The sequence below is a fragment of the Uliginosibacterium sp. TH139 genome (assembly GCF_002855595.1).
Classification (GTDB): domain Bacteria; phylum Pseudomonadota; class Gammaproteobacteria; order Burkholderiales; family Rhodocyclaceae; genus Uliginosibacterium; species Uliginosibacterium aquaticum.
Map to the genome: position 1 here is coordinate 571,428 of NZ_PKRR01000002.1, position 21,783 is coordinate 593,210.

Consider the following 21,783-nt stretch of genomic DNA (forward strand, 5'->3'; position numbering starts at 1 on the left):
CCTGCCCGGGTCGCCTTTTTTGTTTCTGCCCGATCGATTGCTCAACTCCGCGGCACACCCAGCGGACCTAATCCCCCTCCGCGCGGCGGTTCATCGCCATTTCGACCGCGTTCGATATATACCCCCACCCGACGCACATTTTTCATGACGCCCGGCTTGGAAATCGAAACGCGAACCCATGGCGCATTGAACTCTTCGAACATCAGCGCCACAACAAACTCACCCAGCGTTTCAAGCAGATTGAACTGACGCTCGGCCAGCACGGCGCGAATTCTCTCCACGACCTGATCGTAACCAATGGTATCCGCGATATCATCGCGCAGCGCTGCCGCATCCGGCACGCCGAAGGTCATGTTGATTTCCAGCGGCTGCGAAGCTGAACGCTCGCGCGGGAAAATCCCGACATTGGCATCCACCAGCATGCCTTCGATGAAAATAAAATCCATGTCCGAATATCCGGCCGCAAGGCCCTGAAGAAAATGCTGCTGATTCTACTCTCGCTACTCGCCGCCTACCTGATTGGCTCCATCCCCTTTGCCGTTGTCGTCAGCAAACTGATGGGGCTGGACGACCCCCGCAGTTTCGGTTCGGGCAATCCCGGCGCCACCAATGTACTGCGCAGCGGCAACAAGAAGGCAGCGCTCTTCACCCTGATCGGCGATGCTGCCAAAGGCGGTCTGGTTGTCTGGGCCGCACGTTGCTTCGGCCCGACACTTGGCCTGGATATATCCAGTATCGTTCTGATCGCCGTCGCCGTCTTTCTCGGCCACGTATTCTCGATCTTCCTGCGCGGCAAGGGTGGCAAGGGCGTTGCGACCGCTGCCGGCGTGCTGCTGGGCATTGACCTGCTGCTGGGCGGTGCGGTACTTCTGGCCTGGATTGCCACCGCCGCCATTTCCCGCTACTCCTCGCTGGCTGCCGTCGTAGCGGCCATCGTCGCACCGGTGCTGACGCGCGCCATCACCGGCTCGGAAGAATGGACGGTCGGCGTAATGGCCATGGTGGTCGTACTACTGTGGCGCCACAAGGCGAACATTGCCCGCCTGATCAAGGGCGAAGAAAGCAAGATCGGTAGCAAGAAAAAAGACGCGGCTAACTGATTTCGGCCAGTGGCCAGCGCGGGCGCACCGCAAACGCGCCCCCCGTTGCCGCAGCAGCCTTGCCGGTCTCGATGCGCATGGCACAGGCAAACGCAATCATCGCGCCATTGTCCGAGCAGTACTCCAATTCAGGGAAAAACACCTTACCGCCGCGCTTGCCGATTTCCCGCCGCAGGCGCTCACGCAGGCGCGCATTGGCCCCCACGCCGCCGGCCACCACCAGTTGCGCCAGGCCAGTCTGAGCGAGTGCAGCGCGCGCCTTGACACATAACACCTCCACCACCGCCTCCTGAAACTCGGCCGCCAGATCCGGGATCCGTTCCGGCGTGAAATCAGGCTTCTGGGTTGCCGTCAGCACCGCCGTCTTGAGTCCGCTAAAACTGAACATCAAATCACCTGAGTTTTTCATCGGGCGCGGCAACTTGAACTTGCCTGCCTCGCCCTGCCCGGCGAGTTTCGACAGAATCGGCCCGCCCGGGTAGGGCAAGCCCAGTAGTTTGGCCGTCTTGTCGAAGGCCTCACCGGCCGCGTCATCCACACTCTCGCCCAGCAAAGCGTAATCGCCGACTCCGCCCACGCGCATGAGCTGGGTATGCCCGCCCGACACCAGCAAAGCCACAAAAGGAAACGTCGGCGGCTCGCTCGACAGCATCGGCGAAAGTAGATGCCCTTCCAGGTGATGAATCGGGATCGCCGGAATATCAAGCGCCAGCGCCAGCGACTCCGCCACACTGGCGCCCACGAGCAAAGCCCCTGCTAGGCCGGGCCCGGTCGTGTAGCCGATGGCGTCCAGCTCGCTCAACTCGCGCCCTGCCACCACCATCGTCTCGCGGATCAGCGGCACAATGCGCCGCACATGGTCACGCGAAGCCAGTTCCGGCACCACGCCGCCATAAGCCGCATGCATGTCGATCTGCGAAAAGACCCGGTGCGCCAGCAGGCCACGGCCGGTTTCAACCAGGCCGATACCGGTTTCGTCGCAGGAAGTTTCAATACCGAGAACGAGTTGAGGCTTCATCATGACACCGATTTTATCGCATCGCCGTCCCCACCTCCGAACAAGGGGCTTGGAATTTTGCAAACTTGCAGATAAACTGGCGAGCTCTTCACATAGTCTGTCCAGCAAGGAACACAGAATGCCTGGTGTACGCGTCAAGGAAAACGAACCGTTTGAAGTCGCCATCCGCCGCTTCAAGCGCACCATCGAAAAGGCTGGCACGCTGACTGAACTGCGTGCTCGCGAGTCTTACGAAAAGCCCACGACTGAGCGCAAGCGCAAGAAGGCTGCGGCCGTCAAGCGTCTGCACAAGCGTCTGCGCAGCCAGACCCTGCCGCCGAAGCTCTACTGATCGGCATGCGTGCCGCTGCGGCACGCTCCAGCACGTCTGCATGAAGCAAAACCCGGAGCCCGCAAGGGTGGCCGGGTTTTTGTCTTGCCACCCAAGAATTCAGCGGAGTTTGAGATGAGCCTAAAGGAACGTATCTCGGAAGACATGAAGGGCGCCATGCGTGCCAAGGAAACAGCCAAGCTGGGTGCCATCCGCCTGCTCATGGCAGCCATGAAGCAGAAGGAAGTCGACGAGCGCATCACGCTGGACGACACCGCAATCATTGCGATCGCCGACAAGCTCATCAAGCAGCGCCGCGATTCGGTCGCCCAGTACGAAGCCGCCAAGCGCGAAGATCTGGCCGAAATCGAGCGCGCAGAAATCGCCGTCCTCGCCGCCTACATGCCTGCAGCCCTTTCTGACGCTGAAATAGATGCGGCCGTTGCAGCCGCGATCAGCCAGACCGGCGCAAGCGGCCCGGCCGACATGGGCAAGCTGATGGGCGTCCTCAAGCCGCAACTAGCCGGCCGCGCCGACATGACCGCCGTCTCGGCCAAGGTCAAGGCCGCACTGGCAAAATGACTCCCCGGGCGAAGCGAAACTTCGCCCACCCTCACCCCAAAGCCTGAGCACCGCGAGTGATCCCCGAGTCTTTCATTCAGGATGTATTGGCCCGCACCGACATCGTCGGCCTGATCGAGCGCTACGTGCCGCTCAAGAAGGGGGGCGCCAATTACATGGCTTGCTGTCCCTTCCACAACGAGAAGAGCCCCTCCTTCTCGGTCAGCCCGACCAAGCAGTTCTACCACTGCTTCGGCTGCGGCGCCCACGGCACGGCAGTCGGCTTCCTGATGGAATACTGCGGCATATCCTTTCGCGATGCGATCAAGGACCTAGCCCAGCAATGTGGCCTGCAAGTCCCCGAGGAGGATGCTCCGCAACAGGATCGCGCCCAACTCAGCAGCCTGCTCGAAGCCACCACCCGCGCGGCGCGTTATTTTCGCGAACAACTGCGGCACGCTCCGCAAGCCATCGAATACCTCAAGCAACGCGGCCTCACCGGCGAAATCGCCAAGACCTTCGGCATCGGCTATGCGCCGGACGACTGGAACGGTCTGCGCGCCGCTTTCGGCAGCGATTACGACAGCCCCGCCCTGCTCGAAGCCGGCCTGGTAATCCAGAACGACGCCGGGCGCCGCTACGACCGTTTCCGTGACCGGGTGATGTTCCCCATCCTCGATCAGCGCGGCAACATCATCGGTTTTGGCGGTCGCGTACTCGGCCAGGGCGAGCCGAAATACCTCAACTCCCCTGAAACTCCGCTATTCGAGAAAGGGCGCGAACTCTACGGCCTCTTTCAGGCACGCCAGGCCATTCGCGAGAGCGGCGTAGTCGTGGTCACCGAAGGCTACATGGATGTCGTGGCGCTGGCGCAGTACGGCTTCGGCGCCGCCGTCGCGACCCTCGGCACAGCCACCACAGCCACCCACATCCAGAAACTGTTTCGCCAGTCCGAGAAGGTCGTGTTCTGCTTCGACGGCGACAAAGCCGGTCGCAAGGCTGCGCGCCGCGCGCTTGAGAACAGCCTCGACCAACTCGCCGACGACCGAGAAGTCCGCTTCCTGTTCCTGCCCACCGAACACGACCCCGACAGCTTCATCCGCGCCGAAGGCCTCGAAGCCTTCCACCGTGCCGTGCATGACGCGATGCCGCTCTCCGAATTCCTGCTACGCGAACTTCGCGGCGACCTGAACCTGGAAATCCCGGAAGAGCGCGCCAAGCTTGTCCACGAGGCCAAGGCGCTGATCCCGAAGATTTCAGCCCCCATTCTGCAACTGCAAACCATCCGCCTGCTAGCGGACGACGCCGGCATGAGCAGCGAGGAAGTCTCCCACGCCCTCGGCATCAAGCCACCCCCACGCAACAAAGCCGCTGCACGCCCACGCGCCGGGCGCAGTGCGCCAATAGGCCCCCAACGCCAACTGCTACGCCTGCTCTCGCAAACCCCCGAGCTGCTCGACCGCCTGCCTGGCGATCTACCCGAATTGCTCGGAGACAGCGCCGAATGCGCCCTGATCCAGCTTTTCCGCGACGCACACGATCACGACCACTTCGGCCCGACTACCATTGCAGCCCTCTTCCAGAGCAGCCAGAACGACGCCCAACGCGCACTCTTGCGTGAACTGCTCAACGCTCCGGAAGAGGACACTCCACCTGCACGCGAAGATGCCACGCACAACTCCAGCAAAGCGGCGCAATCCGAACTGGACGGCCACATCGCCAACCTGCGTATCGCCATGATCGATCATGAATTCAACAGCCTGCGCCAGCGTTTGGCCGAAGGAGAAACTCTCGAAACGGCCGAAATGCGTCGTTACGCAGAGCTTCCCACGCTAAAACAGCAGCTTAGATCTGGACAGAAGACCTCCTGATCGCCTAGAATTTACGGTTCTTCAGAATTAACCTGCCTTGCACCGAGGACCCTGATGGCCAAGGAAAAAGCAACACCTACGAGCAAAGATCTCCCTAAAGCCAAAGCAGCCCGGGGCAAGGAAAAAAGCAAGAACCTGCCGATCGACATTGCGCCTTCTGACAACACCGTAGACGCCGAAGTCCGCCGCACCCGCCTGAAAAACCTCATTGCCTTAGGCAAAGAGCGCGGCTATCTGACCTATGCCGAGATCAACGACCACCTGCCGGACGACCTTGTCGACGCCGAGCAGATCGAGTCGATCATCTCCACCTTCAACGACATGGGCATTCGCGTATTCGACGAAGCCCCTGCCGCAGAAGACCTGCTGCTGACCGATGGCGTGGCGCCGGCCTCCGTTGACGAAGCCGCCGAAGAAGAAGCCGAACAGGCGCTCTCCTCGGTCGACTCCGAATTCGGCCGCACTACCGACCCGGTGCGCATGTACATGCGCGAAATGGGCACCGTCGAGCTACTCACCCGTGAAGGTGAAATCGAGATCGCCAAGCGCATTGAGGAAGGCCTCAAGCACATGGTGATCGCCATCTCGGCCTGCCCCTCGACCATGGCCGACATCCTCGGCATGGCCGACAAGGTCGCCAAGGACGAAATGCGCATCGACGAACTGGTCGATGGGCTGGTTGATCCGAACGCCACTGAAGCCGCGGCCGAAGCTCAGGAAGTCGAAGAAGACGAACTCGCTGAAGAAGAAGCCGACGACGAGGACGACGAAGACGCCGGCAACGCCGCCGCCAGCGCCTCCCTGCTGCAGCTCAAGACCGAAGCACTGGTGCGCTTCGAGACCATCCGCGGGCTCGTCGAGAAGATGATGCCAGTGCTGATCAAGAAGGGTCCGCACGAAAAGACCGTCATCAAGCTCCACGAGCAGATCAGCGCGGAGTTGATGAATATCCGCTTCACCGCACGCCAGATCGAAAATCTGTGCGACGGCGTGCGTCACATGGTGGAAAACGTGCGCAAGCACGAACGCAAGATCCTCGACCTGTGCGTCGAGCGTTCAGGCATGAGCCGCCAGCACTTCATCAAGGTCTTCCCGGGCAACGAAACCAATCTCGACTGGCTCAAGAGTGAGATCAGCTCCGGTGCGCCCTACGCCACCACGCTGATGCGCATGCAGCCGGCGATTCTGGAAGAGCAGCAGAAGCTGATCGATCTGCAGGATCACATCCAGATCCCGCTCAAGGACCTGAAGGAAATCAACAAACAGATGAGCACCGGCGAGGCCAAGATGCGCCGCGCCAAGCGCGAGATGACCGAAGCCAACCTGCGCCTCGTGATCTCCATCGCCAAGAAGTACACCAACCGCGGTCTGCAATTCCTCGATCTGATTCAGGAAGGCAACATCGGCCTGATGAAGGCGGTGGACAAGTTCGAATACCGCCGCGGCTACAAGTTCTCGACCTACGCTACCTGGTGGATCCGTCAGGCCATCACGCGTTCGATCGCCGATCAGGCCCGCACTATCCGTATCCCGGTGCACATGATCGAAACGATCAACAAGATGAACCGCATCTCGCGTCAGATCCTGCAGGAAACCGGTGCCGAGCCGGATCCCGCCACGCTGGCGATCAAGATGGAAATGCCGGAAGACAAGATCCGCAAGATCATGAAGATCGCGAAGGAACCGATCTCCATGGAAACGCCGATCGGTGACGACGACGACTCCCACCTGGGCGACTTCATCGAAGACACCGCCACCTTGGCTCCGGCCGAGGCTGCGCTGTACTCCTCGCTGAAGGACACCACCAAGGAAATCCTCGACTCGCTCACCCCGCGCGAAGCCAAGGTGCTGCGCATGCGCTTCGGCATCGAGATGAACACGGACCACACGCTGGAAGAAGTCGGCAAGCAATTCGACGTCACCCGCGAGCGCATCCGCCAGATCGAAGCCAAGGCCTTGCGCAAGCTGCGTCACCCGAGCCGCTCCGAGAAGCTGCGCAGCTTCCTCGACGGCGAAGGCTGATCCGGACACCCGTTTCACTGCTGCACGGCCGCCCACGGGTGGCCGTGTACGCATCGGGCCTCTAGCTCATGCCTGGTTAGAGCAGCGGACTCATAATCCGTTGGTGCCGAGTTCGACTCTCGGGGGGCCCACCACTCCATTCACAGAAACCCCGCCAGCGATGCCGGGGTTTCTGCTTTTGTGCGCTCGCCGCAACAGTTTTGTTCCCGAAAACATCAAACAATGTTACCGGTCAACAAATTTCCTCTGGTTCTGACTATATTTGGCGACAAGTTCGGTGGGAAGGTACTTCCCGTTACCGAAGCATATAACCAAAGACGTAGAACCAAAGGAGTTGCAGCATGCTTGTTCAGAAAAAACCCGGAATAGCCTTTTTGCTGGCCACCGCAGCCGCCCTTGTTGCCTGCGGTGGTGGAGGCGGTGGTGGCAGCTCATCCACGACAACCACGAGTTCGACAAGCAGCACTTCCTCCAGCACAGCTGCATCCAGCGCATCGACAAGCAGCAATGCAAGCTCCTCAGCCACCCTGGTCGGCTCACTCGGCGCAACGGGCTGGGCCACTTACGGCACCGGCACCACCGGCGGCAACAGCGCCACTGCGGCCAAGACCTACACCGTCAGCACCCGCGTCCAGCTGATCCAGGCCCTCTATGGCAACAGCGCCACCATCAACGCTGACGGCAGCATCGCCAGCGGCAGCCTCGATAGCAGCGCAAAAATCATCTACGTTTCCGGCGAAATCAGCCTGAATACCAACAAGGCCGGCACCGAACTCACCGAAGCAGACTACATCTGTCCGATCGGTACTTCATTCAGCTACAGCGGCAGCTCCGGCTCCGTCACAACCTCCACGACCGTCCTGTACAGCTTTGATGCGTACAAGACCCAGTACGACCCGAATGGCAGCTGGGGTACGACAGCTGTCGAGAAGAGCGGTGATCCCTACGAGGTAGCACGCGCCTGCTCGGCCGCCAACCAGAAGAAGATCGTGTATCTCTCCGTCCCGTCGAATACCTCGATCATCGGCCTGGGCTCGAACGCCAAGATCGTTCACGGCTCACTGGTCGTCGGTGCCTCGAGCAGCACAACGGTCGATAACGTTGTTATTCGCAACATTGCCTTCGAGGATGCCTTCGATTTCTTCCCGATCTGGGATCCGACGGACTCTGGCGGTCGCTGGAACTCGGCCTACGATCTGGTCTCGGTGATGTATGCCACCCACGTGTGGATTGACCACAACACGTTCTCCGATGGCAGCCGTCACGACAAGCTCTATCCCTCGCCTTTTGCCTCGCCCTATAACGCGGCCGAAATGAAGATCCAGCACCACGACGGCGCGCTGGATATCACCAAGACCGCCAACTACGTGACAGCGTCGTGGAACCACTTCCACGATCACGACAAGACCAACCTGATCGGCGGCACCGACACGGTTAGCACTTCGAACGCAGCTTCGGCCGAAAACCCGACGGCGCTGAAGATCACCTTCCACCACAACTACTGGCAGAACATCAAGCAGCGTCAGCCGCGCGTGCGCTACGGCATGGTCCACATTTTCAACAACTACTTCGAAAACACGCTGGACTCTACTGCGGATTATTACTGGTCTGCCGGTATGGTCACTGGCCAGGGCGGCAAGCTGTACATGGAGAACAACGTATTCGCGCTGAGCGGGGGTTCGCCGAGTGCGAGCACTGTCTACAGTGGTGCGTCGGATTCGACTAAAGCGACGACCTGCGCAACGACCATGAACAAGACCGTCACGGCATACACACCTGTAGCCACCTATGATGCAAATTTCTGCTCTGCCTACGCTTACGGCACGGGCAACGTACTGAACGGCAGCACTATCGATCTGAGCGCAGTGTCCGCGACCGGAGTTGTCACCTGGACGACCACGCCATGGTTTGCCTCAGGCAAAACGACTGGCACCCCGGACGCAACACCATCAAGCTACTACAGCTACACCAGCGTCTTGGAAGCTACCAGCAACCTGGCCACAACCATCCCGGCAGGCGCAGGCGCAGGCAAGCTCTAAGTCACCTGTTAAACGCTGAATGACACAGCCTCGCGGCCTTGCGAGGCTGTGTCATTTTCCGCAAAAGCAGGCAAAGCACAGCGCTTATCCCCCTATACTTCCGCCTTTCCGGCAAACACACGGCACGCATGACTGCTTCATTTGCTCTGTTGCGGGTTCACGTCCCGCCACAAGGTCTGACGGATGCCCCGCTCGACTGGCTCGGCCTGAATGGCTCGGGCCAGGCTCAGGCGCGTGGCACCACTTTGCTCTCGGACCTGCCCCCGTCAGACCGCCTGGAATTGATCCTGCCCGCCAGCCGGGTGGCGGCGCATCGTATCGAGTTGCCCGCGCTCACCGGCAAGCATGAAGCGGCGCTGATTCGCCAGGCCCTTGAAGATCGTGCCCTCGGCGATCTGGCCGCCAGCGTGATCGTCAGCGGCGCACGTCAGGACAAACTGATGTGCGTGTGGGTCTGTGAGCGTGCCTGGCTGGAGCGTCAGCTGGCGAATTTTGCCAGCCTGCGCCAGGCCGATCTGCTGACCCCTGAACAAGCCCTGCTCGCGCCCGGCCAGCACGCCGAAACCCCATCGGGCTGGATTTTCCAGCGCGCGCCCGGCGAGTACGGCCTACTGCCTTCACAGGACGTGTTGTTGTCCCTGTGCCCCAACTCCCAGGCCATCGACACCTTGCTGACGGCCCCGCCCATCAATCGCGTAAATCTGCTCGTCGGCCTGCCAGGCTTGCGCCGCGCTCAGGCCAGTTTTTCGCTGGCTCAGCTCAAGCCGGCGCTGTGGCTGCTGATCGCGGCAGCGCTGATCTACCTGCTGGCCCAGACTCTGGAATGGCGCCAGCTCGCTGCCCGCGAGGCCAACCTGCGCCAGTCCATCCGCCAGAACTTCGCTGCCGCCAATCCCGGGGTGCCGATCATCGATCCGATCCTGCAGTGGCGCCAGAGCCGTGGCCAGCCCGGCCAGCAAGGAGGGGATGCTCTCGATCAGCTTGCCCGGTTTGCGGCCCTGAGCGGACTGAGCCTGAAGCCTGCCCGCATTGAATCAGAAGAGGGTCGCCTCAAACTCACCCTCACCACGACTGACGCGAACCAGCTCAAGCCAGTCCTGCAAGGCAAGGGCATCAGTTTCGAGAGCCAGACCACCGACAAGGGTCTGGAACAACTGATCATCAAGATCGACAAGGGGCAGCCATGAAAGACCAGCTGATCCTCTGGCGCAATGGCGCCGAGCGCTACTGGCGCGCGCGCAACCGGCGCGAACAACTGATCCTGATTATCGGCGGCATCGTGCTGGTGATCGCTCTGTACCTGCTGAGTCTTTTCAGCGTGCAGGGCCGCATCGAGTCCCTGCGCCGCCGGCTGCCCGAGCTGGCCCTGAACAGCTTCGAGATCGCCGCCGGCAAGAACACTGCGCCGGTGGCTCCCACCAAGCGCGGTGAAGATCTGCGCAGTGAAGTGTTCCGCATCCTCGCCGAGCAGGGTGTGCAGGCTGAGCTGCGCGGCCTGAGCGCAGAACGCGTGGAAATGACGATGAATGCACGCGCAGGCCAGGCCATCATCAACAGCCTGAATGCCATTCGCCTCACCGCCGGTGCCCGTATCACCAGCCTGCAGATCCGCACCCTGGAATCCGGAGAGCAAGCTGAAGCCACGGTGATCCTGGAGCGTCGCCGATGAAAAAGCCCCTAACCTGGATTCTCCTGGCACTGGCGCTGAGCCTGCTCTTGCTGGTGGCCCGCTTCCCGGCCGGCCTCGCCGCGCGTTTTTTACCGACGGACATCGCCTTGGCCGGGCTGGAGGGCAGCCTCTGGCAGGGCCGCGCCACCGCGCTCGGTTACAAGGGCATCGTGGCCCAGCAAAAGCTGGCCTGGCAATTCCAGCCCGCCGCCCTATTCAAGGGGCAACTGGCTTGGACGCTACAAAGCGAGCATGCCGGGCGCCCCGGCAAGCTGCGCGCCGTGCTCGGTTTTCGTGGCCCCGTGATCGAAGGCCTGGAGCTGAGCCTGCCACTGGAGCCGCTGACTCAGTTCAATCCGACACTCGCCGGCGTGCGCCTGCGCGGCGATCTGTTCGTACAGAGCGAGCGCCTCACGCGCGGCGAACCGATCAACGTGAGCGGCCGCATCGAACGCGTCAGCTCAGCCATGGCAGGTGAAGTCACGTCGCTCGGCAGCTACCAGTTCCGCGTCACGGCGAATGCTGCTGGTGCCGGCGCCATCGAACTGAGCCATTTGAGCGGCACCCTGCACGCGCAGGGTGGTGGCAGTTTTGATCTGGCCAAGAACAAGGCCAAGCTGAACCTGCGCTTCAAGCCGGAAGCCGACCTGCCCGGCCTCTCGCCCGTGCTGGCCACCCTGCCGCGCGACGGCGACAGCTATCTGCTGAGCTATCCGCGCTGAGCCATGGCAGCCTTCAGCTACAAGGCTCTCGCAGCCGATCAGAAAACTGTCCAGCGTGGCAGCATCGAGGCCGACTCGGCTCGTCATGCACGCAGCCTTCTGCGCGAGCAGGGGCTGGCCGTGCTCGATCTGCAAGAGGCCCGTGAAGCCAGCCGCAGCTTGCGCCTGGGCGGGGCCAGCCTGGCGACCCTGACCCGTCAGCTGGCCGGCCTGCTTGATGCCGGGCTGGCGATCGACGAAGCCCTTGCCGTGCTCGCCGAGCAATCCGAAAACAAGCGTGAACAGACCTTGCTGGGCTTGATCCGCCACGATATCGCCTCGGGTGTTTCGCTCTCCGCCGCGCTGGCCCGGCATGAAAAAGTTTTCCCGCCGTTCTACCGTGCCCTGGTGCGTGCCGGTGAGGAGTCGGGCAAGCTGCCCGGCGTGCTGGCGCGCCTGGCGGACTATCTGGAGCGCCGCGAGGAGCTCAAGTCGCGCCTCGCACTGGCCTTCATCTACCCAGCCATCGTGATCTTCGTGGCCACCGCAGTGATCGTCGGCATGCTGACCTGGGTCGTGCCTCAGATGGTGCAGGTCTTCCAGGGTGCCAAGCAGGTGCTGCCGCTGCCCACCCGCCTGCTGTTGGGCATCAGTCACTTTCTGGGCAGCTGGGGCGGCTGGATCCTGTTGCTGCTGATCGTGGCCGTGGTGGCCTTCCTGCGCGCCATGAAAAAAGACGATTTCCGCCAGCGCGTGCATGCCTGGCGACTGACCCTGCCCTGGTTCGGCAAGCTGGAGCGCAGTGCCGAAACCGTGCGCTTTGCCAGCACCCTGGCGATCCTCGCCGGCAGCGGCGTGCCAGTGCTCAGCGCGATGGCTGCGGCCAGCGGCGTGATGAGCAACCTGCCGCTCAAGCGTGCCGCCGAGCAAGCCGCCCGCCAGGTACGCGAAGGCATGTCGCTGGCACGCGCGCTCGAAGCTGCGAAATCTTTCCCGCCTATCCTGGTGCATCTGGTGGCCAGCGGCGAAGCTACCGGGCGTCTGGACACCATGCTCGAACGCGCCGCAGCCGAGCAATCCTCCGGCCTGTCACGCAAGGTCGAAACCTTTTCCCAGTTACTGGGCCCTGCCGTGGTGCTGGTGATGGGCGCAGTCGTATTGTTCATCGTGCTGGCAATCCTCTTGCCGGTGTTCGAAATGAATCAGCTGATCAAGTAGGAGACAGGCAACATGCAAGCTCGCAAGCGCAACACCGGCTTCACCCTGATCGAGATCCTCGTGGTGGTTTCGATCCTCGCCATCCTCGGCGCCCTGATCGTGCCGAAGATCATGGATCGACCCAGCGAAGCCAAGGTCGTCGCCGCCAAGCAGGACATCAACTCCATCGTGGCCGCGATGAAGCTCTACAAGCTCGACAACGGCCGCTATCCCACCCAGGGCCAGGGCCTCCAGGCGCTGGTCAGCAAGCCCAGTGGCGATCAGGTACCCACCAACTGGAAAAGCGGCGGCTATCTGGAGCGCCTGCCCAAGGATCCTTGGGGCAATGACTACCTGTACCTGAACCCGGGCCTCAAGGGTGATATCGACGTGATGAGCTACGGTGCCGACGGTCAATCAGGCGGTGAAGGCTTCGACGCCGACATCAGCAACGCCACACCCTGATTCCACGCAGCACCATGCGCCGCCCGGCCACAGGCTTTACCCTGCTCGAGTTGCTGGCCGTAATGGCCCTCGTGCTCATCGTGTTGGGCATTGCTGTGGTGCGTCTGGATGATTCGGGCGAGCGCATCACTCGCGGCCAGGCTGAAGAGCTGAGTATTCGCCTTGAAGCGGCACGCGATGAAGCCGTCTACAGCGCCCGCCCAGTGGCTTTTTCGAGTGATGGCGCAGGCTATCAGTTCTGGCTCGGCGACAGCGGGCGCAAGCAGTGGATGGCCATGCCGGCCACCAGCGATCTGCGCCCGCAAGCCCTGCGCGGTGACGTGCACATCCTGAAGCAGCGGGTCAATGGACGCGAAAGTCCGCTCGGCGAGCGCCTGGTGTTTGCTGCAGACGGCCTCTCCGAACCCTTCAGCCTGACCCTCGAGGGCGGCCAGGCCCGGGTGCAGGTGATTGCCGATGCGCTCGGCCGCATCACAGTGGAAACGGTGCCCGACGATGCGCCCTGAGATCAGCTTGCGCCCCACCGGGGGCTTCACCCTGCTTGAGGTGGTGATTGCCCTGGCCATCATCAGCATTGCGCTGGCCGCCGCCATACGGGCCAGCAGCTTCGGAGCTGAACGTGCCTGGGATCTGCAGCAACGCACGCTGGCCGGCTGGGTTGCCAGCAATGTGACGAATGAAGTCTTCGCCACCCGCAGCTTCCCCGAAATGGGTGCCGAAGAGGGCAAGGCCAGCCAGGGCAGGCATGAATTCATCTGGCGCCGCGAGATCGGCCCCACCCCGAACCTGAGCTTCCGGCGCATGGAAGTGAAGGTTTTTTCGGTTTCGAAGCCCGAGGACGTGATGGCCCGCCAGATCAGCTACGTCGCCCGGGTAGGCAACTGAGCCATGCGCAACCGCGGTTTTACGCTTATCGAAGTCATGGTCGCGCTGGCCGTATTCGCCATCGTGAGCCTGCTCGCCTGGCGCGGGCTGGATCTGATGACCACCTCGAAAGCCCGCCTGGATGCTGAAATGCGCGGCTGGCGCGAGCTGGAAATGGTGTTCGAGCGCCTCAACATGGATCTCACCCAGATCGCGCCACGCAGCTGGACCGACACCGATGGGCGGGTTCGCTCGCCGGTGCAGGGCCAGATGTCGGACTCCGGCGAATCCTGTCAGCTCGATCTGCTGCGCTTCGGCGCCGACCAGGAACCAATCCATGCCCGCTATCGCCTCACCAAGGGTCGCCTGGAGTTGGAGTTCCCCGTCTTCGCCTATTCCGCGGCAGCCTCCCAGCCGGCCGCCAGCGAGCAGAAGCCTAATCTGCTGCTCGAAGGCGTGAGCGCCTGTTCGCTGGAGTTCATCGATCGCAGCAATGCCAGCCACAAGAAATGGCCGACCGAAGACCTCGCCGACATGACCCGTCCACGGGGCCTGCGCCTGCACCTCACCCTTGAAGGGCGCGGCGAGTTTGCCCGTACCTACTACCTGCCATGAACGCCGGCCGCCCTGCTCCGCCCGCCCAGCGCGGTGTCGCGCTGATCGTCTCGCTGCTGGTGGTGGCCATCGTCGCCGCAATGGCCTTGCTGTTCACCGCACGCCAGCAACTGTGGATGCGCCAGATCGAGAATCGAAACAATTTCAGCATGGCGCAGGGTGTCGCCATTGCCGCCATCAACATGACGCGTCTGACGCTACGCGACGACGCACGCAACAATCAGGTCGACCACCTGCTCGAGCCATGGACCATCCCGATCCCGCCGGTGGCCGTGGAAGAAGGCCGGGTTGGCGGGCGGATTGCCGAGATGCAGGGCAAGCTCAATCTCAGCAATCTGCTACCCGCCGCCAATACGGCGGTGAAAGAAGACGACCCAAAGCTGCAGCGCGCCGCCAGCGCCCTCAGCGTGAGCACGCGTGATCTGGCCAGCTTGCTGACCCAGTTCGTCGCCCTGCGCAAACGCGAACCCAACAGCACCCCTGAACTCAGCGAATTGCTGCGCCTCGCAGCGCTCTCGGCCGACAAGGCCGAAACGCTCAAAACCCGTCTGGTGATCCTGCCGGAGAAAACGCCGGTAAATGTGAACTTCGCCAGTGCCGAGGCGCTCCAGGCCAGTATCGAAGGCCTGAGCTCGGGAGACGCCTCCAGCCTCGTCGCCCGCCGCACTGGCAACCCCTACCTGAGTATCGAAGACTTCACCAAGGCCCTGCCGGAGAGCCTGCGCAGCAAGCTCGACCGCCAGGTCGTGGACGTTCAGAGCCGCTATTTCATGATCTATATCGATGCCTGGTTCAACGAGATGCACATGGGCTTTGAAGCCCTCGTCCAGCGCAACGGCAAGGACACGCCCAGCATGCTGTGGATGCGACGCAGCAGTCTGAGCCAGTCCTGAAGACTTTGTGACCGAACCCATATCCTTGCAGCCCGGAAAACGCTAAATTTTCGCCGTGAATATCAGACTCCCTTTCCGACTCCATCGGCCCGCCTTGCGCTGGCGCCCCGACGCCCGCTTCCTCCAGCGCGCGCTCATGGCCCTGACCTTCCTGCTCTTGAGCTGGGCGCTCTCCAGCCTGCTGGCGACCCTGCTCGGCTGGCGCAGCAATGAACCCGCCCTGAGTCTCGCAGCGCCTCCCACGGAAGACGGTGCCAGCGGCCGTCGCGCCCTGCTGCGCTGGTTCGAGCAAGCCCAGGAGGCCGCCCCGGTCAGCCCGCTGGCCAGTCTGCAACTGATCGCCGTCATCGCCGGGCACAACGGCGTGGCCCTGATCGGTGGCATCGAGGCCAGTCCGGTCGCCGTGCAAGCCGGCAAAGAAGCCAGGCCGGGCCTGCGCCTGGTCGAAGTACAGGCCGATCGCGCCATCTTCGAGCAAGCAGGCGTGCGCAACGAACTGTCCTTCCCGCCCGGCGCCACCGCCACGGTCGGCAATCTGCTCAGCCCGGCCCCGGCAGCGCCGCCTGCCGTAGTGCCGGTGAAGCCCGCAGCCAAACCCAGCCCGGCCACCAGCGTGTCGCGTGGGCGCCTCGCCTCGATCGCCCAGAGCGGCAATCTCGGCGCCTGGGACAAGGGACTTGCAGCCTTCCCCGATGGCGGCATCCGCATCACCGCCGCGGCCGAACAGCCCCTCGCTCAGATCCTTAATCTGCGCGATGGCGACATCATTCGTCAGATCAACGAGCGCGAGATCGGGCAGCTTGCCGACATCTCCCTCGTCTATCACTACTTCAGCCAGACCCAGGACGTCGATCTGCAGATCCTGCGGGACGGCAAGCCCGTGCATCTCCAGTACAAGATCCAGCCATGAAAATCAAAACCATCGCCGCCGCCACCCTGCTGTGTTTTGCCTTGTCGGCCCATGCGGCAGACGAGCGGGTGACGCTCAACTTCGTGAACTCCGATCTGGAAGCCACGCTCAAGGCCGTCACCGTCATCACCGGCAAGAGCTTCGTGATTGATCCCAAGCTCAAGGGCACGGTGAATATCGTTTCCAACCAGCCGGTGGATCGAAATCTGGTGCTGCCTATCGTGCAGAGCGCGCTGCGCCAGCAGGGCATCACCCTGATCGACAACGGCACGGTAGTGAAGGTGCTCGCCGAGGGGGATGCCAAGCAGCACGGCAGCCAGATCGTCGGCAAGGGCGCGATCCCGACGGGGGACCGCTTTGTGACCCAGGTCTATCCGCTACGTTACGAATCGGCCACCCAGCTCGCCCAGGTGCTGCGCCCGATGCTTGGCAACAACAGCGTAATCGCCGCCTACCAGGCCGGCAACGTGCTGGTGATCAACGACTACGCCGAAAATCTCTCGCGCATCAATCGTTTGCTGGAGCACCTAGATCAGCCCTCGGGCACCAACGTATTCCAGATCCCGGTCAAGCACGCTTCGGTGCAGGACGTAGCCCAGAACCTCGCTCGCCTGATGCCGGAAGTGGTGCTGCAAGGCACCGCAGCACCGGTGCCAGTGCCCGATGGGGTCAAGCGCGTGATGCTGATTACCGACACGCGCAGCAGCCAACTCATCGTGCGTAGCGACAGCTCTGCCCACACCGAGCAGCTCAAGCGCATCGTGGAGATGCTCGACCAGCCGGGCGCCACCGGCAGCAGCATGAACGTGATCTACCTGCGCAATGCCGAAGCCACGCGCCTGGCCACCACCCTGCGCGGCATCCTGACCGGGCAGGACAGCGGCGGCACCAACTCCAGTCTCTCCGGCGGCGGCTCCTCGGGCAGCAGTGGCAGCAGCACAGGCAGCAGCGCCTCGACCACCGCCGCGTCTTCAGGCGTGCAAAGCGGCCAGAGCACCGGCAACACGGCCACCTCGGTCAAGATCGACGGTGTGAACGTGATGATCCAGGCCGACGCGGTCACCAACTCCCTGATCATTACCGCACCGGACAAGATCTACCGCGACATTCGCGCCATCATCGAGAAGCTCGATGTGCGCCGCGCCCAGGTTTACGTCGAAGCCATGATTGCCGAGGTGAATGTTTCCAAGACCGGCGAATTCGGCTTCCAGTGGATGGTCGCCGGCGGCAATAACAACCTGACCGGGGGGCTGATCTCCTCGATCTCGGGGGGTGCCAACAGCATTGCAACCATCGCCAATGGCCTCATTGCCGGCAGTGCCACCGTTCCGGAAGGCGTCAACATCGGCGTGTTCAACGGCGACCCAACCAACGGTACCGCCACCCTGGGCCTGCTGGCCACTGCGATCCAGAAGTCAGGCGACGGCAATGTGCTCTCCACGCCGAACCTGCAGACCCTGGACAACGAAGAAGCGCGCATCGTGGTCGGCCAAAACATCCCGATCATCACCGGCACCCAATCCTCCACCGGCTCCAACCAGAACCCCTTCACCACCGTGGAGCGGCGTGACATCGGTATCAAGCTCAAGATCAAACCGCAGATCTCCGAAGCCGGCGCAATTACCCTGAACGTGGCTCAGGAAGTCTCCAGCATCGATACATCGGTGAATACCAGCGGCACCGGCATTGCCACCAAGGTGCGCACCATCGAGACCAAGGTGCTCGTCGATGATGGCCAGATCGTCGTACTCGGCGGTCTGATCGATGACCGTCAGTCCACCACGGACAACGGCATCCCGATCCTCATGGACATTCCCTACCTGGGCAATCTGTTCCGCTACCGCACCCGCGAGCGCCAGAAGGTCAACCTGATGGTCTTCCTGCGTCCGGTGATCCTGCGTGACAGCACAGCCAACAACAACCTTGCCAACGAACGCTACGCCTATCTGCGCGCGCGCCAGGCTGAGTACAGCCCGGAAAGCAGCTGGGTACTGCCGAATTTCCCGAACACCCAGTTGCCGGAGCGCGACAGCCTCGTCAAGGGCAAAGGGCTCGATCCGGACCGCACAGTGCCGGCCACAAACATTCCGGCCCCCGCCAGCGAAGCACTCCAGGCAGCCCCCAGCGCTCCCGCCGAGGCGCCGAAAGCACCATGAGCGAGCGCCTGATCAGTTTTGCCCATGCCCGCGAATACGGGCTGTTTGATGGCGACCCGAATGAGGATGGCCAGTTACCGGTGTGCTTCCGCGAAGGCGGCGACTTCGGCATGCTAGCCGAACTGCAGCGTGTCGCGGGGCGCCCGCTAGCGCTCGAAGTGCTCCCGGTGGAACGCTTCCAGCAACGCCTGAGTGAAGCTTTCAATCAGGGCGGCACACGGGCCTCGCGCATGGTGGAAGACATCGCCGACTCGGTCGATCTCTCCAGCCTGCTCGAGGAAATGCCCGAGACTCAGGATCTGCTTGAAGCCGAGGAGAATGCCCCAGTCATCCGACTGATCAATGCCTTGCTCACCGAGGCCCTACGCGAAGGCGCCTCCGATATCCACTTCGAGCTCTTCGAGTCCCGCGCCACGGTGCGTTTTCGTATCGACGGCGCATTACGCGACGTGATCGAACCGCAGCGCGGCCTGCATGCGGCCATCGTGTCGCGGATCAAGATCATGGGCGGGCTGGACATCGCCGAGAAGCGCCTGCCTCAGGATGGTCGCATCACCCTGCGCCTGGCCGGCCGGCCGGTGGATGTGCGAGTGTCGACACTACCCACCGCCCACGGTGAACGCGTAGTGCTGCGCCTGCTCGACAAATCCGCCAACCGGCTGGATCTGGACAGCCTGGGCATGCCGCCGCAAACGCTCACCCGCCTGCAGGGCCTGCTTGCCCAACCGCACGGCATCCTGCTGGTCACCGGCCCCACCGGCTCGGGCAAGACCACCACCCTGTACGCGGCACTGGCGCAGATGGATGCGCGCGAGCTGAACATCATGACAGTCGAAGATCCGATCGAGTACGAGCTCGACGGCATCGGTCAGACCCAGATCAACTCGCGCATCGAGATGAGCTTCGCGCGTGCGCTGCGGGCCATCCTGCGGCAGGATCCGGACGTGATCCTGATTGGCGAAATCCGCGATCTAGAAACCGCCCAGATCGCCGTGCAGGCCTCGCTCACCGGCCACCTGGTACTGGCCACCCTGCACACCAACGACGCGCCAAGCGCCATGACCCGTCTGGTAGACATGGGCGTCGAACCCTTCCTGCTGGCCTCATCCAGTATCGGGGTGCTCGCACAACGCCTCGTCCGCCGTCTATGTCCGGCTTGTCGGGTAGCCTACGAGCCTGATGCCGCCGAGCAAAAGCTTCTCGGCATCGGCCCCGAGCACCTTATCTACCGTGCCTGTGGCTGTGAGGCGTGTGCCCAGACTGGCTACAAGGGTCGCGGCGGCATCTATGAGCTGATGGTTTTCGACGAGAACACGCGCAGCCTGATTCACGATGGTGCCAATGAGCAAACCCTGCGCACCCACTCTGCCTCGCATGGCATGCAGAGCCTGCGTGAAGACGGCTTTGCAAGAGTCCGCGCAGGCTACACCGCGGTGGACGAGATCCTGCGCGTCACCCGCAGTGAGTCTGGCGACTGAAAAGCTGCACGCCCCGCCCCAAAGCCGGCTCATGCCGGCTTTTTTCTTGCCTGCTGCTCAGGGCTCAGAGGCGTGACACCGAACATCAAATCGCCATCCCCCAGACGAAAAAAAGCCACCCGAAGGTGGCTTTCTGTTTGCCGAATACAGCGCGAATCAGGAGCCGGACAGCTGGATACCGGCAGCAGCGGCATCATAGCGGTGACGATTCACGATACGCTTGTCGCGCGGGTGGGTACCCGGCACGGCGGAGATCAACGCCTTGGTGTAGGGGTGATCCGGGTTCGAGCAGATCTTCTCTGCCGGACCATGCTCCACCACCTGTCCCTTGTACATCACGGCCACGCGGTCGCAGAAGTAACGGATCACGCCGATATCGTGCGAGACCAAGATGAACGAGAGGTTCAGCGTGTCTTGCAGATCCAGCAGCAGATCCAGCACTTGCGAGCGCAGGGTCACGTCCAGCGCCGAGGTTGCTTCGTCGGCGATGATCAGACGCGGGCTCAGGGCCAATGCGCGGGCGATACCGATACGCTGACGCTGACCACCCGAGAAGGCGTGCGGGTAACGTTCCATCGCGCCGGCCGGCATGCCGACCATGGCCAGCAGCTCTTCGGTACGCTTGCGCAGCGCTTCACCCGTATGGGTGCCGGCCACCAACAGCGGCTCACCAACGATCTGACCGATCGTCATGCGGGGGTTCAGCGAAGCGAACGGATCCTGGAACACCATGCGGATTTCACGGTGGACCTGGCGCAGCTCATGCGTACCAGCCTTGGCCAGATCGGCGATGCGACCATCAGCCATGCGGAACAGCACTTCACCGCCCGAGCAGGACAGCACGCGGATCACGCAGTTGCCCAGGGTGGTCTTGCCGGAGCCGGATTCGCCCACGATACCCAGATTCTCGCCTTCGAACACGTCCAGCGAGACGTTGTCCAGAGCCTTGAACGGGGGGTTCGGCTTGCCCATGAAGTTCGAACGGGCCGGGTAAATCTTCGACACGTTGCGGATTTCCATCAGCTTCTTGTCCGTCACACGCGAACCGCGAGCGGCACGGGCCGACGTTTCCAGCTTGCGCACGGAGTCGATCAGGGCCAGCGTGTAGGGGTGCTTGGCTTCGTAGAAGATCTCTTCAGCGGAACCGAACTCCAGCATCTTGCCGTTCTGCATCACGCCGATTTCGTCAGCGATCTCAGCCACCACGCCCATATCGTGCGTGATGAACAGCACGGCCATGCCGTAGGAGGTCTGCAGTTCCTTGATCAGCGCCAGGATTTCGGCCTGGGTGGTCACATCCAGAGCGGTGGTCGGCTCATCAGCGATCAGGATCTTCGGGTTGCAGGCCAGCGACATGGCGATCATGGCGCGCTGACGCATACCGCCCGAGTACTCGAAGGTGTACTTGTCGATGGCAACCTGCGGGTTAGGAATCTCCACGCGGCGCAGCAGTTCGATGGCACGGGTGCGAGCTTCGGCCATGTCAACGTTCTGGTGCAGCAGGATGGTTTCGCAGATCTGGTTGCCGATGGTGTGGATCGGCGACAGCGAGGTCATCGGCTCCTGGAAGATCATGGAGATTTCATGACCCCGGATTGAGCGGATTTCCTTGCCACGCTCGTGCAGCTGAGCGAGATCGACCCCCTTCGGATCCTTGCCGTAGTACATCATCGAACCACCCTGGATCTTGCCGGGAGGGTCAACAATCTGAAGGATGGAGCGCGCCGTCACCGACTTGCCCGAACCCGATTCGCCCACGATACACAGCGTCTTGCCGCGCATCATCTTGAAGCTGATGTCATCAACGGCCTTCACAGCCTTCTCGCCCGTACCGAAGTAGGTGCGGAGGTTGCGAACGTCGAGAATGATGTCGCTAGTTTGGTTTGCAGTATTCACGTTATCAACCGATCCTGG

The 21,783-nt window shown here is 62.3% G+C and carries 21 protein-coding genes and 1 tRNA gene; 19 read left to right on the top strand and 3 right to left on the bottom strand.

Annotation, left to right across the window (positions count from 1 at the left end):
• Positions 1–41: 41 nt before the first annotated feature.
• Entirely contained in the window at positions 42–446 is a 405-nt protein-coding gene (locus C0V76_RS06185; RefSeq protein ID WP_101941488.1) for a dihydroneopterin aldolase, read from the bottom strand.
• 33 nt (positions 447–479) lie between these two features.
• On the opposite strand from C0V76_RS06185, the gene plsY reads away from it, so the two are divergent.
• Positions 480–1,100: a glycerol-3-phosphate 1-O-acyltransferase PlsY gene (plsY, locus tag C0V76_RS06190; RefSeq protein WP_101941489.1), complete on the top strand. Its 621-nt coding sequence runs from the start codon at positions 480–482 to the stop codon at positions 1,098–1,100.
• On the opposite strand, the gene tsaD is transcribed toward plsY, so the two are convergent.
• Positions 1,093–2,121 carry a tRNA (adenosine(37)-N6)-threonylcarbamoyltransferase complex transferase subunit TsaD gene (gene tsaD / locus C0V76_RS06195; protein WP_254048198.1) on the bottom strand — a complete coding sequence of 343 codons (1,029 nt, stop codon included), beginning with the start codon at positions 2,119–2,121 and terminating at the stop codon, positions 1,093–1,095. The genes plsY and tsaD overlap by 8 nt on opposite strands.
• Positions 2,122–2,236: 115 nt before the next feature.
• Here tsaD and rpsU point away from each other — a divergent pair, with 115 nt between their 5' ends.
• The 18 genes from rpsU (at position 2,237) to gspE (ending at position 19,869) form a co-directional block, all read left to right on the top strand.
• Positions 2,237–2,449 (top strand): 30S ribosomal protein S21, encoded by a 213-nt coding sequence (rpsU, locus tag C0V76_RS06200; protein WP_018607882.1) that lies wholly within the window; start codon positions 2,237–2,239, stop codon positions 2,447–2,449.
• A gap of 114 nt (positions 2,450–2,563) precedes the next feature.
• A complete protein-coding gene (locus C0V76_RS06205) occupies positions 2,564–3,010 on the top strand; it encodes a GatB/YqeY domain-containing protein (protein ID WP_101941490.1) in 447 nt (148 codons plus the stop codon).
• Positions 3,011–3,066: 56 nt separating this feature from the next.
• Positions 3,067–4,860: a DNA primase gene (gene dnaG, locus C0V76_RS06210; RefSeq protein WP_101941491.1), complete on the top strand. Its 1,794-nt coding sequence runs from the start codon at positions 3,067–3,069 to the stop codon at positions 4,858–4,860.
• A gap of 54 nt (positions 4,861–4,914) precedes the next feature.
• The gene (gene rpoD / locus C0V76_RS06215) at positions 4,915–6,882 is read left to right on the top strand and encodes an RNA polymerase sigma factor RpoD (protein ID WP_101941492.1); all 1,968 of its coding nucleotides are present in this window, start codon (positions 4,915–4,917) and stop codon (positions 6,880–6,882) included.
• Positions 6,883–6,937: 55 nt separating this feature from the next.
• A tRNA-Ile gene (locus C0V76_RS06220) sits at positions 6,938–7,016 on the top strand.
• A 207-nt stretch (positions 7,017–7,223) separates the two neighbouring features.
• Positions 7,224–8,921, top strand: coding sequence for a polysaccharide lyase family 1 protein (locus C0V76_RS06225; RefSeq protein WP_101941493.1), 1,698 nt, complete (start codon positions 7,224–7,226; stop codon positions 8,919–8,921).
• 128 nt (positions 8,922–9,049) lie between these two features.
• Positions 9,050–10,108 carry a type II secretion system protein GspL gene (gene gspL, locus C0V76_RS06230; RefSeq protein WP_101941494.1) on the top strand — a complete coding sequence of 353 codons (1,059 nt, stop codon included), beginning with the start codon at positions 9,050–9,052 and terminating at the stop codon, positions 10,106–10,108.
• Positions 10,105–10,590, top strand: a complete 486-nt coding sequence (gene gspM / locus C0V76_RS06235; protein ID WP_101941495.1) for a type II secretion system protein GspM — start codon at positions 10,105–10,107, stop codon at positions 10,588–10,590. The genes gspL and gspM overlap by 4 nt, the downstream gene beginning before the upstream one ends.
• Entirely contained in the window at positions 10,587–11,312 is a 726-nt protein-coding gene (gspN, locus tag C0V76_RS06240) for a type II secretion system protein N (RefSeq protein WP_101941496.1), read from the top strand. The genes gspM and gspN overlap by 4 nt, the downstream gene beginning before the upstream one ends.
• 3 nt (positions 11,313–11,315) lie before the next feature.
• Positions 11,316–12,509, top strand: coding sequence for a type II secretion system inner membrane protein GspF (gspF, locus tag C0V76_RS06245; protein ID WP_101941497.1), 1,194 nt, complete (start codon positions 11,316–11,318; stop codon positions 12,507–12,509).
• A gap of 12 nt (positions 12,510–12,521) precedes the next feature.
• Positions 12,522–12,953, top strand: a complete 432-nt coding sequence (gene gspG, locus C0V76_RS06250; RefSeq protein WP_101941498.1) for a type II secretion system major pseudopilin GspG — start codon at positions 12,522–12,524, stop codon at positions 12,951–12,953.
• A gap of 14 nt (positions 12,954–12,967) precedes the next feature.
• Positions 12,968–13,459 (top strand): GspH/FimT family pseudopilin, encoded by a 492-nt coding sequence (locus C0V76_RS06255; RefSeq protein ID WP_101941499.1) that lies wholly within the window; start codon positions 12,968–12,970, stop codon positions 13,457–13,459.
• Complete coding sequence (gene gspI, locus C0V76_RS06260) at positions 13,449–13,838, top strand: type II secretion system minor pseudopilin GspI (protein ID WP_158239162.1); 390 nt, start codon at positions 13,449–13,451, stop codon at positions 13,836–13,838. Before C0V76_RS06255 ends, gspI begins: the two co-directional genes overlap by 11 nt.
• A 3-nt stretch (positions 13,839–13,841) precedes the next feature.
• Complete coding sequence (gene gspJ / locus C0V76_RS06265) at positions 13,842–14,432, top strand: type II secretion system minor pseudopilin GspJ (RefSeq protein ID WP_101941501.1); 591 nt, start codon at positions 13,842–13,844, stop codon at positions 14,430–14,432.
• Complete coding sequence (gene gspK, locus C0V76_RS06270; RefSeq protein ID WP_101941502.1) at positions 14,429–15,325, top strand: type II secretion system minor pseudopilin GspK; 897 nt, start codon at positions 14,429–14,431, stop codon at positions 15,323–15,325. The genes gspJ and gspK overlap by 4 nt, the downstream gene beginning before the upstream one ends.
• Positions 15,326–15,461: 136 nt before the next feature.
• Positions 15,462–16,235, top strand: a complete 774-nt coding sequence (locus tag C0V76_RS06275) for a hypothetical protein (protein ID WP_143707363.1) — start codon at positions 15,462–15,464, stop codon at positions 16,233–16,235.
• Positions 16,232–18,391, top strand: a complete 2,160-nt coding sequence (gene gspD, locus C0V76_RS06280; protein WP_101941504.1) for a type II secretion system secretin GspD — start codon at positions 16,232–16,234, stop codon at positions 18,389–18,391. The genes C0V76_RS06275 and gspD overlap by 4 nt, the downstream gene beginning before the upstream one ends.
• On the top strand, positions 18,388–19,869 hold the full coding sequence (gene gspE / locus C0V76_RS06285) for a type II secretion system ATPase GspE (RefSeq protein WP_101941505.1): 1,482 nt from the start codon (positions 18,388–18,390) through the stop codon (positions 19,867–19,869). Before gspD ends, gspE begins: the two co-directional genes overlap by 4 nt.
• A 156-nt stretch (positions 19,870–20,025) precedes the next feature.
• On the opposite strand, the gene C0V76_RS06290 is transcribed toward gspE, so the two are convergent.
• Positions 20,026–21,765 carry an ABC transporter ATP-binding protein gene (locus tag C0V76_RS06290; RefSeq protein WP_254048199.1) on the bottom strand — a complete coding sequence of 580 codons (1,740 nt, stop codon included), beginning with the start codon at positions 21,763–21,765 and terminating at the stop codon, positions 20,026–20,028.
• Between the last annotated feature and the right edge of the window lie 18 nt (positions 21,766–21,783).

What these genes read in the sequence shown, in the direction of transcription:
- C0V76_RS06185 (WP_101941488.1), bottom strand. Translation starts at nt 446, where the DNA reads ATGGATTTTATTTTCATCGAAGGCATGCTGGTGGATGCCAATGTCGGG.
- plsY (WP_101941489.1), top strand. Translation starts at nt 480, where the DNA reads ATGCTGCTGATTCTACTCTCGCTACTCGCCGCCTACCTGATTGGCTCC.
- tsaD (WP_254048198.1), bottom strand. Translation starts at nt 2,121, where the DNA reads ATGATGAAGCCTCAACTCGTTCTCGGTATTGAAACTTCCTGCGACGAA.
- rpsU (WP_018607882.1), top strand. Translation starts at nt 2,237, where the DNA reads ATGCCTGGTGTACGCGTCAAGGAAAACGAACCGTTTGAAGTCGCCATC.
- C0V76_RS06205 (WP_101941490.1), top strand. Translation starts at nt 2,564, where the DNA reads ATGAGCCTAAAGGAACGTATCTCGGAAGACATGAAGGGCGCCATGCGT.
- rpoD (WP_101941492.1), top strand. Translation starts at nt 4,915, where the DNA reads ATGGCCAAGGAAAAAGCAACACCTACGAGCAAAGATCTCCCTAAAGCC.
- C0V76_RS06225 (WP_101941493.1), top strand. Translation starts at nt 7,224, where the DNA reads ATGCTTGTTCAGAAAAAACCCGGAATAGCCTTTTTGCTGGCCACCGCA.
- gspL (WP_101941494.1), top strand. Translation starts at nt 9,050, where the DNA reads ATGACTGCTTCATTTGCTCTGTTGCGGGTTCACGTCCCGCCACAAGGT.
- gspM (WP_101941495.1), top strand. Translation starts at nt 10,105, where the DNA reads ATGAAAGACCAGCTGATCCTCTGGCGCAATGGCGCCGAGCGCTACTGG.
- gspN (WP_101941496.1), top strand. Translation starts at nt 10,587, where the DNA reads ATGAAAAAGCCCCTAACCTGGATTCTCCTGGCACTGGCGCTGAGCCTG.
- gspF (WP_101941497.1), top strand. Translation starts at nt 11,316, where the DNA reads ATGGCAGCCTTCAGCTACAAGGCTCTCGCAGCCGATCAGAAAACTGTC.
- gspG (WP_101941498.1), top strand. Translation starts at nt 12,522, where the DNA reads ATGCAAGCTCGCAAGCGCAACACCGGCTTCACCCTGATCGAGATCCTC.
- C0V76_RS06255 (WP_101941499.1), top strand. Translation starts at nt 12,968, where the DNA reads ATGCGCCGCCCGGCCACAGGCTTTACCCTGCTCGAGTTGCTGGCCGTA.
- gspI (WP_158239162.1), top strand. Translation starts at nt 13,449, where the DNA reads ATGCGCCCTGAGATCAGCTTGCGCCCCACCGGGGGCTTCACCCTGCTT.
- gspJ (WP_101941501.1), top strand. Translation starts at nt 13,842, where the DNA reads ATGCGCAACCGCGGTTTTACGCTTATCGAAGTCATGGTCGCGCTGGCC.
- gspK (WP_101941502.1), top strand. Translation starts at nt 14,429, where the DNA reads ATGAACGCCGGCCGCCCTGCTCCGCCCGCCCAGCGCGGTGTCGCGCTG.
- C0V76_RS06275 (WP_143707363.1), top strand. Translation starts at nt 15,462, where the DNA reads ATGGCCCTGACCTTCCTGCTCTTGAGCTGGGCGCTCTCCAGCCTGCTG.
- gspD (WP_101941504.1), top strand. Translation starts at nt 16,232, where the DNA reads ATGAAAATCAAAACCATCGCCGCCGCCACCCTGCTGTGTTTTGCCTTG.
- gspE (WP_101941505.1), top strand. Translation starts at nt 18,388, where the DNA reads ATGAGCGAGCGCCTGATCAGTTTTGCCCATGCCCGCGAATACGGGCTG.